This window comes from Acinetobacter sp. AYS6, assembly GCF_025630795.1.
Classification (GTDB): domain Bacteria; phylum Pseudomonadota; class Gammaproteobacteria; order Pseudomonadales; family Moraxellaceae; genus Acinetobacter.
In genome coordinates, this window is the sequence record NZ_JAOTNV010000004.1 from 316,154 (window position 1) to 331,063 (window position 14,910).

General features: G+C 37.0%; 13 protein-coding genes. 7 read left to right on the plus strand and 6 right to left on the minus strand.

From position 1 onward, the window contains the following. The first annotated feature begins 114 nt into the window (after window positions 1–114). The 6 genes from purD to OD757_RS02365 all read left to right on the plus strand — a co-directional run bounded on the left by purD (window position 115) and on the right by OD757_RS02365 (window position 6,007). A complete protein-coding gene (gene purD, locus OD757_RS02340; RefSeq protein ID WP_009391730.1) occupies window positions 115–1,401 on the plus strand; it encodes a phosphoribosylamine--glycine ligase in 1,287 nt (428 codons plus the stop codon). Between the two features lie 490 nt (window positions 1,402–1,891). Beyond that, complete coding sequence (locus OD757_RS02345; RefSeq protein WP_263030732.1) at window positions 1,892–2,764, plus strand: MetQ/NlpA family ABC transporter substrate-binding protein; 873 nt, start codon at window positions 1,892–1,894, stop codon at window positions 2,762–2,764. 76 nt (window positions 2,765–2,840) lie between these two features. Continuing rightward, the gene (locus tag OD757_RS02350) at window positions 2,841–3,866 is read left to right on the plus strand and encodes a methionine ABC transporter ATP-binding protein (protein ID WP_009391712.1); all 1,026 of its coding nucleotides are present in this window, start codon (window positions 2,841–2,843) and stop codon (window positions 3,864–3,866) included. Then, on the plus strand, window positions 3,863–4,558 hold the full coding sequence (locus OD757_RS02355; RefSeq protein WP_009391782.1) for a methionine ABC transporter permease: 696 nt from the start codon (window positions 3,863–3,865) through the stop codon (window positions 4,556–4,558). Before OD757_RS02350 ends, OD757_RS02355 begins: the two co-directional genes overlap by 4 nt. A gap of 157 nt (window positions 4,559–4,715) precedes the next feature. Beyond that, window positions 4,716–5,447 (plus strand): hydroxyacylglutathione hydrolase, encoded by a 732-nt coding sequence (gloB, locus tag OD757_RS02360; RefSeq protein ID WP_263030733.1) that lies wholly within the window; start codon window positions 4,716–4,718, stop codon window positions 5,445–5,447. 356 nt (window positions 5,448–5,803) lie between these two features. Beyond that, complete coding sequence (locus tag OD757_RS02365) at window positions 5,804–6,007, plus strand: hypothetical protein (protein ID WP_002119766.1); 204 nt, start codon at window positions 5,804–5,806, stop codon at window positions 6,005–6,007. 167 nt (window positions 6,008–6,174) lie between these two features. Here OD757_RS02365 and OD757_RS02370 read toward each other — a convergent pair whose 3' ends face one another. Both OD757_RS02370 and OD757_RS02375 read right to left on the minus strand, forming a co-directional pair. Further along, complete coding sequence (locus OD757_RS02370; protein ID WP_009391753.1) at window positions 6,175–7,473, minus strand: dicarboxylate/amino acid:cation symporter; 1,299 nt, start codon at window positions 7,471–7,473, stop codon at window positions 6,175–6,177. A 446-nt stretch (window positions 7,474–7,919) separates the two neighbouring features. After that, window positions 7,920–8,492, minus strand: a complete 573-nt coding sequence (locus OD757_RS02375; RefSeq protein WP_009391713.1) for a TetR/AcrR family transcriptional regulator — start codon at window positions 8,490–8,492, stop codon at window positions 7,920–7,922. Between the two features lie 134 nt (window positions 8,493–8,626). Here OD757_RS02375 and OD757_RS02380 point away from each other — a divergent pair, with 134 nt between their 5' ends. Beyond that, on the plus strand, window positions 8,627–9,829 hold the full coding sequence (locus OD757_RS02380; protein ID WP_034678534.1) for an MFS transporter: 1,203 nt from the start codon (window positions 8,627–8,629) through the stop codon (window positions 9,827–9,829). Window positions 9,830–9,867: 38 nt separating this feature from the next. Here OD757_RS02380 and OD757_RS02385 read toward each other — a convergent pair whose 3' ends face one another. The 4 genes from OD757_RS02385 to salA form a co-directional block, all read right to left on the minus strand. Further along, window positions 9,868–11,019, minus strand: a complete 1,152-nt coding sequence (locus OD757_RS02385; RefSeq protein WP_263030734.1) for a sterol desaturase family protein — start codon at window positions 11,017–11,019, stop codon at window positions 9,868–9,870. A gap of 147 nt (window positions 11,020–11,166) precedes the next feature. Further along, a complete protein-coding gene (locus tag OD757_RS02390) occupies window positions 11,167–12,057 on the minus strand; it encodes a LysR family transcriptional regulator (RefSeq protein WP_009391740.1) in 891 nt (296 codons plus the stop codon). 89 nt (window positions 12,058–12,146) lie between these two features. Then, window positions 12,147–13,502: an MFS transporter gene (locus OD757_RS02395; RefSeq protein WP_263030735.1), complete on the minus strand. Its 1,356-nt coding sequence runs from the start codon at window positions 13,500–13,502 to the stop codon at window positions 12,147–12,149. A 42-nt stretch (window positions 13,503–13,544) separates the two neighbouring features. Next, complete coding sequence (gene salA / locus OD757_RS02400) at window positions 13,545–14,822, minus strand: salicylate 1-monooxygenase (protein WP_263030736.1); 1,278 nt, start codon at window positions 14,820–14,822, stop codon at window positions 13,545–13,547. Between the last annotated feature and the right edge of the window lie 88 nt (window positions 14,823–14,910).

The window sequence follows — 14,910 nt, forward strand, 5'->3', positions numbered from 1 at the left end:
GTCCTCCCTAACCCTCCTTTTATTCAGGAGGGTTTTCCACAATAATGGAGCTAACTCTCCACCTTGAGGGATAGAGGGGGATGAAAAGAATTAAAGTTAAGGAACAAATTAAAAATGAATATTTTAGTTTTAGGTAGTGGTGGTCGTGAACATGCTTTAGCATGGAAAATTGCGCAAGATACCAATGTCACTCAAGTTTTTGTTGCACCAGGTAATGCTGGAACTGCAACAGAAGACAAATGTGTGAATGTTCAACTTGATATTTTAGACAACTCAGCAATCATTGCTTTTGCTAAAGAAAATAATGTTGATCTTATTATTGTTGGTCCAGAAGCACCATTAGTTAATGGTGTGGTAGATGCTGCACGTGAAGCAGGTTTAAAAATTTGGGGACCTACTCAATATGCAGCGCAGCTTGAAGGTTCAAAAGCATTTGCTAAGCATTTTTTAAAGCGTCACAACATTCCAACTGCTTTCTATGACGTTTTCACTGAAGTAGACGCAGCTAAAGCTTATGTTGAAAAAAATGGTGCGCCAATTGTAATTAAAGCTGATGGTCTTGCTGCTGGTAAAGGTGTAATCGTTGCAATGACCAACGAAGAAGCTTTTGCAGCAATTGATGACATGCTGGCAGGCAACAAATTTGGTGATGCTGGTTCACGCGTTGTAATTGAACAGTTCCTTGCAGGTGAAGAAGCTTCTTTCATTTGTATGATTGATGGTAAAAATATTTTACCAATGGCAACTTCACAAGATCACAAACGTATTTTTGAAGGCGATCAAGGACCTAACACTGGCGGTATGGGTGCTTACTCTCCTGCTCCGGTTGTAACTTCTGACATTTTCGAACGTGTTATGACTGAAATCATGCGTCCGACTGTTGATGGTATGGCTGCTGACGGACACGTTTATACTGGCTTCTTATATGCTGGCTTAATGATTGACGAGCAAGGTCAACCACGTGTGATCGAGTTTAACTGTCGTTTTGGCGACCCTGAGACTCAACCGATCATGATGCGTTTAAAGTCATCTCTTGTTGAATTGGTAGAAGCTGGTATTGCTGGTAATTTACCAAAAGAAGCTGAGTGGGATGAGCGCAAGTCAATCGGTATTGTACTTGCAGCAGAAGGATATCCAGATAGCGTACGCAAAGGTGACGTAATTTCAGGTATCGGACAATCTCCTGAAGATACCAAAATTTTCCATGCAGGCACTGCAACACGTGAAGATGGTCACATCGTGACTTCTGGTGGTCGAGTTCTTTGTGTAACAGCATTGGGCGACAGCGTTCTTGAAGCACAAATTAATGCGCTAGAAGTATGTGGTCAAGTTACCTTTACGGGTATGCAATACCGTAGTGATATTGGCTACCGCGCAATTGCACGTGAAAAAGCTGAATAAAAAATCTTAATTTATAAAAAGCTCTCTTTCATAGAGGGCTTTTTTTATTTCGATCTTACTTATTAGATAAATTTATTTAAATCTTATCTTTTATTCACTTCCAATTAATAAGATCGAAACATGTCCACTATATTGAATATGTTTTTATTGATATGATTGGTTAAACCGTTGGAACATTCCACCAAGTTAATGTGCTGCTAAACATCATCGCACATGGTCTAATTTCGTTAAGGATGATCGTAATTTTTTAATATTCAATACTTTTTAACATTGCTTAATGACTGATAATATTTGATAAAGCTGCTGTAAAAATAGTTTTATCAAGCTCAGATCAAAAATGCTAGAACAAGTAGCTGAAGAATTAGAAAAGTACTGAAAGTTATAACTTTTAGCGTTGAAAACTTTGGAATGTTGCAATAGAACACATTTCATTTCTCGTCGAGAACCAACTTGAACAGTTGATTTCTCTCATAATCAGGACTTTTTTTAGATGAAAAAGCTGATCAGTCTTTTTTTAAGCGTGTCTGTGCTATTACTTGCAGCCTGCGGTAAACAGCAAAATGAACCACAAGCCGGAAAAGGTAGTGATTCATCACAACTGCAAACTGTAGTTATTGCTTCAACTGGCTCTGACGCTGATATCTGGCGTTATATTTCAACTCTACCGGAAACTAAAGCTGCTGGCATTAAGCTTGAAGTGAAAAATTTCACTGATTATGTGTCAATGAATACAGCTGTTGCAAATAAAGAAGTTGACTTAAATGCATTCCAGTCTTATGCATATTTAGTTGCTTTTAATGCATCTAACAAAGATAAAATTGCGCCAGTTTCTACCACTTATCTTGAACCAATGGGTATTTACTCTAGTAAACATAAGAAAGTAGATGAGTTCCAACAAGGTGCAAGCATTGCAATTCCTAATGATGCTGCAAATGAAGCTCGCGCATTATTGTTATTACAAAGTGCGGGCTTAATTAAGCTTAAGGCTGATTTTGATCCTGCTAAAGGCACTCCAAACGACATTATCGACAATAGTAAAAAAATTGATATCAAACCAATCCAAATGGCGACAGCTGTACGCGTAAAAGATGAAGTTGATGCAATTGTTTTAGGTAATACTTTAGCAATGGAAGGCGGTTTAAATGTGCTCAAAGATTCTATTTTCTATGAGCCAGTAGACAGCAGCACAAAACTCAACGTAAACATTCTTGCAACAGCGGAATCACGTAAAGATGACCCTACTCTTCAGAAGGTTGGTCAGCTATATCATACCGAAGCTGTAAAAAAATACGTTGAACAGCACTTTGGTGGTACAAAAGTTGACGTGAATCAGCCAATCAGCTACCTCACAGAAGCTAAATAGTAATATAATACCCGCAACGCGAAACAGGCAAAGTCTCTTTGCCTGTTTTTTCTTTTCAGCATAGTTTTTTGACGACATGATTCAATTTAAAAACATTTCAAAGCACTATCAGCTTAAAGGCCAAACCATACGTGCCCTGGACCAAATTAATTTGGAAATTCCAGAAGGTAGTATTTTTGGTATTATTGGCTATAGTGGTGCAGGTAAAAGTACTTTAATCCGCCTGATTAACTTACTTGAACGACCAAATGAAGGTCAGGTTATCATTAATCAAAAGGACTTCACTGCTTTGGATGCGCGTTCATTACGTCAGGAACGTGCAAATATTGGTATGATTTTTCAGCACTTCAATCTGCTACAAACCAAGACGGTTGCTGAAAATATCGAAATGCCAATGCGTCTACTAAATTACAATAAGGTAGAACGTGAAAAGCGCTTGAATGAGTTATTGGAGTTCATTGACCTTAAGCACAAAAAAGATGCTTATCCTGATGAACTTTCTGGCGGCCAAAAGCAACGTGTTGGTATTGCCCGTGCTTTGGCAAATCATCCAAAAATCCTTTTGTGTGATGAAGCAACCTCTGCCCTAGACCCTCAAACAACCAAGTCAGTTTTAGAGCTACTAAAGAAAATCAATCAAGAGCAAAAAATCACGATAGTTATGGTGACCCATGAGATGGATGTCATTGAAACTGTTTGTGATCATGTAGCTGTGATGGAAGCAGGTAAAGTCATTGAACAAGGTTCAACGATTGATATCTTTAGTAAACCTCAACATCCGACAACTAAAAACTTCATTCAAACTGTTTTACATCAGCAGTTGCCTGTGAATATTTTAAATCAGCTCGAAAACCAGCATCATCATAGTATTTACTGTTTACAGTTTTTAGGACGTTCTGCTCAAGAACCTGTCATTCAGTCACTGATTAAACAATTCGATATTAGCTTAAATATCTTATTTGCTAACATGACTGAAATTAATGGCACCGTTATTGGTCAAATGTTTGTGCAGCTTTTAGGTGATCCTCTGCTAATTAAGCAGGCTATTGAGTTTTTAGAACAAAATGAAGTGGGTGTAGTTCAATCAGGAGATCAAGTATGAGAGATTTAATCGTACAGTGGTTAACTGAACTCACTCAACCTTTCTGGCATAGTTCTCTTTCTATTGATCAGTTCGTTACCGCTTTGCAAGAAACCTTTCATATGGTTTTCTTCGCACTTTTGTTTGGTGGTATTTGGGGATTCATTCAGGGAATTATTTTATTAGTTACCCGTCCAGAAGGCATTTTGCCCAATAAAGTGATTTATCATTTACTTAATCCAATTGTAAATGCTTTACGCTCTCTTCCTTTTATCATTTTACTTATTGCAGTGATTCCTCTTACTAAGCTATTAGTAGGCACTTCAATTGGTACGTGGGCAGCTATTGTTCCATTAACTATTTATGTTGGGCCATATATGGGACGTCTTATTGAGACTTCCTTGCTTGAAGTAAATGAAGGAATTATTGAATCTGCTCAGGCGATGGGTGCTACCCCTTGGCAAATTATCTCTCGCTTTGTTTTGCCTGAAGCACGCAGTTCACTCATCTTAAACCTTACCACAGCGACAATCAGTCTTATTGGTGCAACTGCCATGGCTGGTGCAGTTGGTGCAGGCGGTATTGGTGATTTAGCGATTTCTTATGGCTATCAACGTTTTGATACAAGCGTTGTTATTTTAACAGTGATTGTTCTATTGCTCTTAGTACAGATTGTACAGACACTAGGCAACTGGCTCGCGAAAGTACGATAAATCATCGACTATAAGAAGCTCCCTACACGGGGGCTTTTTTGTTTTATATAAACCAGTTTCATAAAATGGTGAAGTACGTGGGTTAATACCATTTTCTGTTATGATCAAAATCAGTGATTATTTATTTACTCTTTGGATTTGGTTTTAGGATAAAACAATGCGTTACAGAATTCATTTTATTGATGTGCAAAATGCCCTCCAAAACTATATCTGGATTTTAGAAGATACTGAAACTCAAGAAGCTGTTGCAGTTGACCCAACCGAAGCAGAGCTGGTAACTCAATTTTGTCAGAGTCATCAGTTAACCTTAAAACAAATCTGGCTCACCCATTGGCATAAAGATCATATCGGTGGTGTGGCGGACTTAACGGCTGCGCAAAATATTACTGTGTATGGCCCACGTGATGAGCTCACAAAAATTCCAGGAATTACTCACCCTTTACAACATGACGATCATTTAAAATTTAATGATTTAAAAGTAGAGATTATCGCAACCCCAGGTCATACCTTAGGGCATATTGTCTATTTTATTGAAGAATTAGAAGCTGTATTTTGCGGCGATACTTTATTTGCAATGGGATGTGGTCGACTATTTGAAGGCACAGCCGAACAAATGTATCACTCACTGAGCCGTTTAGCAGCATTACCAACCCATACAAAAGTTTATTGTACACATGAATACACGCTTTCAAACGCTGAATTTGCCTTAACGGTGGAACCGCATAACCATGCCTTATCAAAACGAGCTGAAGAAGTCCGTGAGCTACGTAAACAAAAATTAATCACATTACCGAGCACTATTGAGCTTGAATTAGCAACCAACCCTTTTCTTCGCGCGGAAAGTGTTGAAGATTTTGCTCACCTACGCGCGCTTAAAGATCATTTCTAAAATTTAGCTTTTAAAGAAGATACAGTTTCATTTTAAAAACTGTATCTTTTTGCTTATTCCCTGTTGCCCGTAATTATTTTTTACATTTACTCTATTTTTTATTTATTCATTATTTAAAAAAATTCATCAAATTTATAATTTTCAAAATCACTCACCCAAACAGTGCTTTACATAAAAATTTATTATTTTTTAATTACATAACACAATCAAAATTTCATAAAAATGAAATCTTTTATTTCTTTATCTTACTTTTTTTACAAGTTGCAAAATAAAACAAAGTTTTGCCCCTTTAAAAAATCTAATTAAAACCCTATTAATAAATAAGATGTAATGCCACGGATAGAAGGAGTTCTCACGTGAAAAAGGTTGTTAAAGCTAAAAATTTGATTGCGTTTCGTATTTGGTTAGAAAAGTTAGGATATTCAGTTAAAAATCTTGCTGACGGGAAAGGTTTTACTTTTAGTTTTAAAAAAGAATATGGTTTAGTGACCTGTGATTTAGCAGGTAATTCATTAGCTATGCAATTAGGTGAAGAGTTTGAGGATCACTTAAAAGCATAATTTTTTACGACCCGATTTTAATTACAGTAGTATCTTTCTTAAAAGAAAGTAATGTTGCAGAACTTTAGAATGGCTTAGTTAAAATATTTTTTTTCGATATTAAACAAAAAATCTGTAGCTGGGCAACTCTCCCAAATTGCCTTTAGCTACAAGATTTTTTTATCAGGTTAATCTGCTTTATGGTTCTTTAATGCTTTATCCAGAAGATCTTTATCTAAAGCTTTATCCCAACGTGCCACAACAATTGTTGCACATGCATTACCCACTAAATTTGTTAAAGCACGGCATTCAGACATAAAACGGTCGATACCCAGAATTAAAGCCATACCAGCGACAGGAACAGCTGGTACAACCGATAAAGTTGCAGCCAGAGTAATAAAGCCTGCACCAGTCACCCCTGCTGCACCTTTAGAACTTACCATTGCAACTAAAAGCAATGCGATTTGTTCACTAATTGATAAATCTACATTACAGGCTTGAGCAATAAATAGAGCCGCCATTGTCATATAAATATTTGTCCCATCTAGGTTAAATGAATAACCTGTTGGAATTACCAAACCTACAACTGATTTTTCACAACCCGCTTTTTGCATTTTGTCCATTAATGATGGCAAAGCTGCTTCAGAAGAACTTGTCCCTAAAACCAACCAAAGCTCATCTTTGATATAACGAATTAAATGAATAATTGAAAAGCCGTTATAACGAGCGACTGCACCTAAAACAACTAAGATAAATAAGACAGCAGTAATATAGAACGTCATGATCAACAGCAATAAATTACCAATTGATTCGATTCCATAAGCACCGATTGTAAAAGCCATTGCACCAAAAGCACCAATTGGGGCAAGCTTCATTAACATACCGACCAAGTAGAAAACTGGAGCTGTTAAGTTATTTAAGAAATCGGTAATTGGACGTGCTCTGTCACCCAAAGCAGCTAAAGAAATACCAAATAGCACCGCTACAAATAACACCTGTAAAATCTCGCCACCAGCCAAAGGACTGACCAATGTTTGCGGGATAATATTCATGAAGAAATCAGTAATATTTGTTGCATGCGCCTTTTCAACATAAGTATTTACTTTGTCGTTGACTAAGGTAGCAGGATCAATATTAAGGCCTTTACCCGGTTGGATAATATTTGCCACAATCATACCAACCACAAGAGCCAAGCTTGAGAAGGTCAGAAAATAGAGCATAGCCTTACCAGTTACACGACCAACTCGGCTCATGTTTGTCATACTGGCAATGCCTGTAACAACAGTTAAAAAGATGACGGGAGCAATAATCATTTTAACAATCTTGATGAATGCATCACCAAGCGGTTTTAAACTTTCGCCAAGTTCTGGGTAAAAATGACCAATTAAAATGCCCAAAATAATTGCAAAAATGACCTGTACATACAAAATTTGGTGAAATTTCTGTTTTTTCTGTACCGTTTCTTGGTCAAGGGTATTGAAATCCATTATCTAAATACCTTTTCGATGGGGATAAAAAAATAAAATATAAAGCAAGCACCACAAGCTGCTTTAACAAGGAAAAGCCATTGTAAAGAATAAAAAACACCCTGTGTTATAAATTTAAAAAATGACAAATTCAGAAATCATGCATTAAATTGTATAGAATCAATTTTATTTTTAGGTTTTAAATGTCATAAAAACAGATTTATATTTAAATAAGTTACTATTTATATTAATATTTTAGATAAAAAACACTCATAACACCCTCCTTAAGAGTGTTAGAAGCTAACTCAAGGCAATCATTTACTAAATAAATGGTTTTACAGAAAACATATTAAATATAAATTATGAAAATTTAATTTAAAAATAATAAGAAAAATTGATATATAATTTTTTAACAAGAGAAAGTGTCTATTTCTTGTTAAAAAATTACACTAATAAGCTGTGATAAATTAATTCAAATTAGGATGGGCCTTAAATAACCGCTCCAATAAAATTTGGACATAGTCTAAGCTTAATGTACGATCAGTGAATAAGATTCGAAATAGCATAGGTGCAATAACAGCTTCGATAATTTCTTGATTTTCTATAGTTAATTCATTACGCGCCTTAGCTCTGGCTTGAATAATATCAAGTTGTTGAATGATTAAAGTTTCGCACTTTCGAGCGTTTGAAGATTCAGTTGCATATAGTAAATCTCTTAGCAATGTTTGCCCTACTTCAGAAGAGTACTCTTCGAAATATTGTTCGATCCATGTCGTGATATCAAGTTGAAATGAGCCTAAATCTTTTGGCTCCATATCGGGTTTCAGTTCATTAAGGGCGACATCTGAAAATAACTGGTTGATATCTCCCCAACGGCGATAAATTGTAGAAGGCGTTACTCCTGCTTCATCAGCAATCATAGGTATAGTGATTTGGCTTTGTTCACATGTTTTTTGAAGCTCTTTGACTGCTTGATGTACCGCAGTTTGAATTCTTTCACTACGGCCGCCCGGTCGTAACCCAGTAACAACTTTTGCCATTAATCAGCTCTACTTCAATAAAAAACAATTAAAATATTATTTGTATATACAAAATACACTAAAGCTAAGGATTTGCTTTAGTACAAAAATAATGTATAAAAGCTAAATATTCGCTTTTATGTTATTCATCTTATATGAACAATTCAAGTTCTAAAGGGTCTGGATCTGTTTTTCGATTAGATTCAAGAATTGCGTTGACCTTAAACACGGTTACGCTCATGACCTTTATGGCCGCATCCAGCTCTCCTACTCCTCTATATCGCTTGTATCAACAAGCATGGAATTTTTCGCCTGTTACATTAACCTTAATTTTTGCAACCTACGCATTTACCTTACTTGCCTCTTTACTCATTATTGGTTCTTTATCGGATTATATTGGACGTCGGCCTGTCATTCTTTCGGCGATTTTTCTTCAAATTATTTCAATGAGCTTTTTCCTTTTTGCCTCAGATGTTTCTATGCTATTCATTGCGCGTGGTCTACAAGGCATTGCGACTGGACTTGCCGTTTCTGCCATAGGCGCCGCCATCTTAGATTTCAGCAAGCTTCAAGGGTCTCTGATTAATAGTATTGCTCCAATGGTTGGCATGGCAGCTGGCATTTTTATTACCTGTCTTATTCTGCAATTCTCATCACAACCTTTACATCTGGTTTTTGAACTCTTATGTGTTCTCTTTACATTTCAACTCATTTTAAGTTTTTTTAATCCTGAAACTGTACAAAAAAGATCGGGTGCGCTTGCTTCTTTAAAACCCAACATGGCCATTCCTCATCAGGCAAGAAGTGCTTTATTCAGTATTAGTCCTATTAATATTGCGCTTTGGATGGTCAGTGGTTTCTTCTTATCACTGATGCCATCTTTGCTGGCAAAAATTTTTCAGACATCTTCAGCTTGGCTAAACGGTATTATGTTTATGGCTCTCGCCCTTTCAGGTGCAGCAGGAATTCTGACACTTAGAAAATCTACAAATTTTCGTATTTTGCTGACAGGCACCTTATCCATCATCATTGGCGCAACCGTTTTATTTCTAGCGATTAATTTTACAAGTGCGGCTGTTTTATTTATTGGTTCTATTATTACTGGAGTGGGTTTTGGTACAGCTTTTATGGGAGCAATCCGCACAGTCATGCCCCTAGCTTTACCCGAAGAACGTGCAGGTCTTATGGCCGCATTTTTTGTTGAAAGCTATTTAGCTTTTAGCATTCCGGCAATTCTTGCAGGCTATTTTGTTGGTAAAATTGGACTTATGAACAGTGCCAATATTTATATGAGTTTAATTATTAGCCTTGCTCTGATTGCCCTTGTAATGATTTTTAAAAATATTAAAAGCAAATAATGATTTAAAAAATAGCCTCCATCGAGGCTATTTTTATTTTACTGATCACGCCAAGGTTTTAAAAAACGTTTTACATACTTTTTAAAAGGCCAAGTAAACTGTTTTATAAAACTATTTGGGATTTTATAACCCACCGTCCCATATACGCTCGCCAAATGACTTGGCATATAGACGGTTTTAAAAATGACATCATAGAGTGGAATAAAAGCAGCGTAATTTTTATCAATAGCAGGTTTTTCTGAGGAATGATGCCAATGATGAAATTCTGGTGTTGCGATAATCCAACGCAAATATGGAAAACGAAAACGCACATTAGAATGGATAAAAATAGCGTGAAACGAAATAAAAACTAAATAAGCAAAAACAGCTGAAGTATGAAAACCTAATAGGAAAATCGGTAAAGTCGCAATAAAACGAGTCATTAGCACTTCTATGACATGTAAACGAGAAGATGCTAACCAATCCATATATTCAGTCGAATGATGAATCGCATGAAAACGCCATAAGAAATTAACTTCATGCATCGCACGGTGTAACCAATAGACTGTAAAATCGACCACAATTAGTAGCTCAATAAATTGCAGCCAAATTGGTTGGGCTTGTACATAAGGCACAATCGGGTTATCAGGCAGATGGGTAATCCAATATTGAATCGGCATGACCGTTAAAAAGCTGAATAATTGGATTCCAACATGGCTGACCATGAAATATTTCATATCGGTCACCCAGCCCACTCTTAATATTTTTTGTTCAGGATTTTTAGCAAAAAAACCTTCAAGCGGAATAAAAACAAACGCTAAAATGAATAGGGTCAGTACAAAATAATCGATACCTGCATAAAACGGTACACTGGGTAAAACGGGTGCTTCAATTACACCACAGCCCAAAACTGCTGCTACAAGTGAAAAACATAGCCCGTAGAATCCATATCGGTTTTGACGAATAATTGCACTAAACGCACCAAAACCAGCACTAATCACAATGCCAGTGATCAGGCCATAATAAAAAAGATTATAGTGTTTTGCGTAAAGAGGACGAAGTTCCGGTGTCGTTAATATGCTGGGAAATAAAAAACATAATGCACCAAATAAACAAAGTAAGCTGAGTGACATTGAAATAAAGGCACTGATTTTCCCTAAACCTGCGTTAAGTTCTAAATTTTCAAATTTTGCTCTTAATTGATCGGTCATAATTCGTATCAACAGTTCTTATTGTGTATGCCGCGAATGCTATCAAAATTTAATAATAAATTGGAAAGAACTTTAACTTCTCAGATCAAGCTCATTCATCTGAAAATGAAATTTTAAATATAACTTTCAACACAGATATTAATAGTTTTATAGAACTTCAAATATTTGACCAACAGATTGAATCAACCATTTTCTGGCAATAATATCATCACTACGATTAAACCAATTTAAGCTCACTTTAAAAGAATCCATAGCAAAAGGTAATTCAAACATTTGAACATTACCATGTGCTAAATAATGTCGAGCTGCTCTCGACGGTAAGGTCACCAACATATCTGAACTCTGCAAAACGCCTTGCAAAACACTAAAATGAGGAACCTCTAATCGAATACGTCTCTTCAAATCCATTGTTTTTAAATATTGCTCAACTTGGATATGCCCTGTCGATGATTTAATCGCAACATGATCTTCTTGCAAATATTGCTCTAAAGTTAGCTGCTGCTGTAGTCTCGGATGGTCAGCTCTGGCAATACATACATATCTTTCTTCAAATAAAGTACGTGTTTCTATTTTAGGCATTATGGTCTGCGTACTATTAAATACGGCTAGATCTAAAAAACCATCAATGAGCCACTGTTCAACCTTAGACGACTGAATCTCTTCAATCTCAATTTGAATATAGGGTGCTGTTTTTTGCAAAAAAGCCATCAGACTGGGTAAGAGGCAAATTTCCCCTGCATCTGACAGTCCAATTCGGAAAGTTTTATTTGAGTTTTCAGGATGAAATTCCTGTGCTTGAGCAATCGCCGATTCAATATTAAAAATTGCTTGGTGAAAAATTGGATAAAGCTCATGGGCAACTTTTGTAGGTTCGACCCCGCCTCTGCTTCGGGTAAACAACTCGTCATTTAACTGACGGCGTAAACGGTTCAAATTATAAGTGACCGAGGGCTGACTCAAATTTAATTTATCGGCAGCTTTACTAATGTGACGAGACTCATAAATACAGACAAAAACTTTAATCAAACCTAAATCCATGGTTCTGATCCTTTAAATACTCTAAACAAAGACGTTAACTTCCTTGTTTAGAGTGTAGTTCCTTTTACAGGAATAAAAATGCTTAACTACTATGGAGACATGCTTGAATTCAACATGACCCGTTTGGTTCGGCTACAAATACTTATGGCAATAACACTTAAGGTTGCCAGCACACAAGGAATGGCTAGCGCAATAAAATTATATTCAATGGGTAAATGCAAACTTAAAAGCCAGCCGCATAAAATCGGACCTAAAATCGCCCCAATACGGCCTACGCCCAAAGCCATACCAATGCCAGTACTGCGAATTGGTGAAGGATAAAACTGAGCCATATAAGCCAGCAATAAAATTTGTCCACCGATAGATGCGGCTCCAGCAATTGCAATACAGAGATATAAAATGACCATAGGTAAAGCATAGCTCAGCAAGTAAAGTGAAATTGCACCCGCGAAGAAGAGTGAACAAATAACTTTACCTAAATGAAAACGATCAGCAAAGTAACCACCACCGATTGCGCCCAACATCCCACCCAAGTTTAGCGCCAATAAAAAGACCAGACTAGTTGATAAATCATATCCTGCCTCGACCATGAGTTTTGGTATCCAGTTACCGAGCGCATACACCATCAGTAAAGCCATAAATACACTCAGCCAGAAAAAAAGAGTGACTAAAGCGCGATTTTCGGTAAATAACGCAGCTAAAGGCCGAGCCGCAGTTTGTTGATTTTCTTGGTGTAAAACAATGTTGGTATGATCAGCTATGTTTTGTTCTGGTGCTAACTGTTGAAGTAAATGACGTACCTCATTCCATTTTTTCTGGCGAACCAGATAATCAATTGATTCGGGTAAAAATTTCCAAATAATAGGTAATGAAATGAGAGGAATACCTGCCAAAATAAACATGATTTGCCAACCAAATTTAGGAACCAACCACATGCCTAAAAGTGCTGAGCTCATACCGCCAATGGCATAGCCACTAAACATGAGCGATACCAAAGTTGATCTTAATTTTTTTGGGGCAAATTCGGTCATTATGGCAATAACATTTGGCATGACACCGCCCAAACCTAGGCCGGCAATAAAACGATAGATGGCAAATTCTTTAGGGCTATTGGCAAAACCGCATAGCACGGTAAAACCGCTAAAAATGAGCACGCAAAGCATAATTAAACGTTTACGGCTAAAACCATAGGACTCTAATTTATCTGCCAAACTCCCGAAAATCATGGCACCAAACATCATGCCAAATAATGCAACACTGCCCAGCAATCCAGCAGTCATACTATCTAACTGCCAATGTTGCATGAGCTTAGGCAATGCCACACCATAAATGACTAAGTCATAACCATCAAAAATAATAATGAGTGCGCTCAGCAAGATCACCCGCCAATGTAAGGGTGTTAATCTTGTATCATCAATCAATTGATTTGCATTTAGTTTTTCCATAATTGCTTTCCTTAGCAAATTGTGTGTAAAACAAAAATTTATTTAAATGGTTGCCATTCCTAATTGATGTAATTGGCGCTGTGCATCTACAACATCCTGCTCTAGATCGTGTTGCCATAACCAGTCAAAACGATGTTCAAGATGTTCGCCAATTTCTGCAAATGTTGGGTATTGAGCTGAATAACATTCATAAATTTCGCCAGACTCACGAGAAGTTTGTTGAGTGCGGCAAGCGCGTTTTAAACGCAACTTTTCATAGATGGCAGACACATCGGTTAACTGCTCTGCTTGTAAGTTTTTGGTCGCCAATAAGGCTGCAATGATTAATGCATCTTCGAGACCTTGCCCTGCTCCAGCCCCTTGGTGAGGTAACATGGCATGTGCGGCATCCCCCATAAGAATCACACGTCCCGAGACGCTTTGATAAGTCGAGAGTTCTTCAATTTCATGCAAAGCCCAAATGGTGGGCTGTTCAATTAAACCGAGTAATGTTTGGCAACTTTCGCTCCAGTCCGAAAAATCGGAAAGCATCTGTGCTTTATCGACAGGTTTAGTCCACGGTGTATCGGCTGGTAGTACCGTGTCTTCGCGGTTTGAGCAGAAAGCAACAATATTAATTTGCTCACCTTTACGAATTGGGAACGTTAAAATATGTTTGTCTTTACCCAATAACATTTGGGGAATATCTGCTAAATCTGTATCACCATTTATTTGCTGCAAAGCTTCTTTAAATGAAGTGTGCGAAATAATGCCACGATATGCCCAAGTTCCTGAAAAACGTGGATGAACTGGTGGCAAATGATGAGTAGCTAAAACATATTGACGAGCAACAGAGCGAATACCGTCAGCACCAATCAAATAGTCACACTCGTGCCGACTACCATCATTAAAGTGCAAAATTACCTGATCGTTTTGTTCTTCAATTGCTTCAAGGCGTTTAGAAAAATGGACATTTTGCGTAGGCATGTGAGGAATAATGGCATCTAGAAAATCTGCACGGTGAACCGAAGATTGCCCTACACCTGTAGCAATAGATGCAGATAAATATTCATCAGTATAACCATTGCGCCATTGAAACCAAACATCTTGAAATGGTGCACTCACCTTATCTGCAATGGCGTGATATTCTTTGGCTAAACCTAATAATTCAATGGCTTTGACTGCATTAGCACCAAAAGAAATCCCAGCCCCAATTTCAGAAAACTGAGGTGCAGATTCAAACATTTGTACATCTAAATGAGCATATTTACTTAAATTACTTGCTAAAGCCAGACCAGCAATACCACCACCAACCACGGCAATTCGAATATGTGTATTCATGTGTTTGATCCTTAAACATCATTATCGTTTTCACATATTCATTCTTGAGAAGTTGGCTTATAAAGTCCAATTAGTATTTTTTTTGTTC

Coding starts and splice junctions, on each gene's coding strand:
- purD (WP_009391730.1), top strand. CDS start 115: ATGAATATTTTAGTTTTAGGTAGTGGTGGTCGTGAACATGCTTTAGCA.
- OD757_RS02345 (WP_263030732.1), top strand. CDS start 1,892: ATGAAAAAGCTGATCAGTCTTTTTTTAAGCGTGTCTGTGCTATTACTT.
- OD757_RS02350 (WP_009391712.1), top strand. CDS start 2,841: ATGATTCAATTTAAAAACATTTCAAAGCACTATCAGCTTAAAGGCCAA.
- OD757_RS02355 (WP_009391782.1), top strand. CDS start 3,863: ATGAGAGATTTAATCGTACAGTGGTTAACTGAACTCACTCAACCTTTC.
- gloB (WP_263030733.1), top strand. CDS start 4,716: ATGCGTTACAGAATTCATTTTATTGATGTGCAAAATGCCCTCCAAAAC.
- OD757_RS02370 (WP_009391753.1), bottom strand. CDS start 7,473: ATGGATTTCAATACCCTTGACCAAGAAACGGTACAGAAAAAACAGAAA.
- OD757_RS02375 (WP_009391713.1), bottom strand. CDS start 8,492: ATGGCAAAAGTTGTTACTGGGTTACGACCGGGCGGCCGTAGTGAAAGA.
- OD757_RS02380 (WP_034678534.1), top strand. CDS start 8,627: ATGAACAATTCAAGTTCTAAAGGGTCTGGATCTGTTTTTCGATTAGAT.
- OD757_RS02385 (WP_263030734.1), bottom strand. CDS start 11,019: ATGACCGATCAATTAAGAGCAAAATTTGAAAATTTAGAACTTAACGCA.
- OD757_RS02390 (WP_009391740.1), bottom strand. CDS start 12,057: ATGGATTTAGGTTTGATTAAAGTTTTTGTCTGTATTTATGAGTCTCGT.
- OD757_RS02395 (WP_263030735.1), bottom strand. CDS start 13,502: ATGGAAAAACTAAATGCAAATCAATTGATTGATGATACAAGATTAACA.
- salA (WP_263030736.1), bottom strand. CDS start 14,822: ATGAATACACATATTCGAATTGCCGTGGTTGGTGGTGGTATTGCTGGT.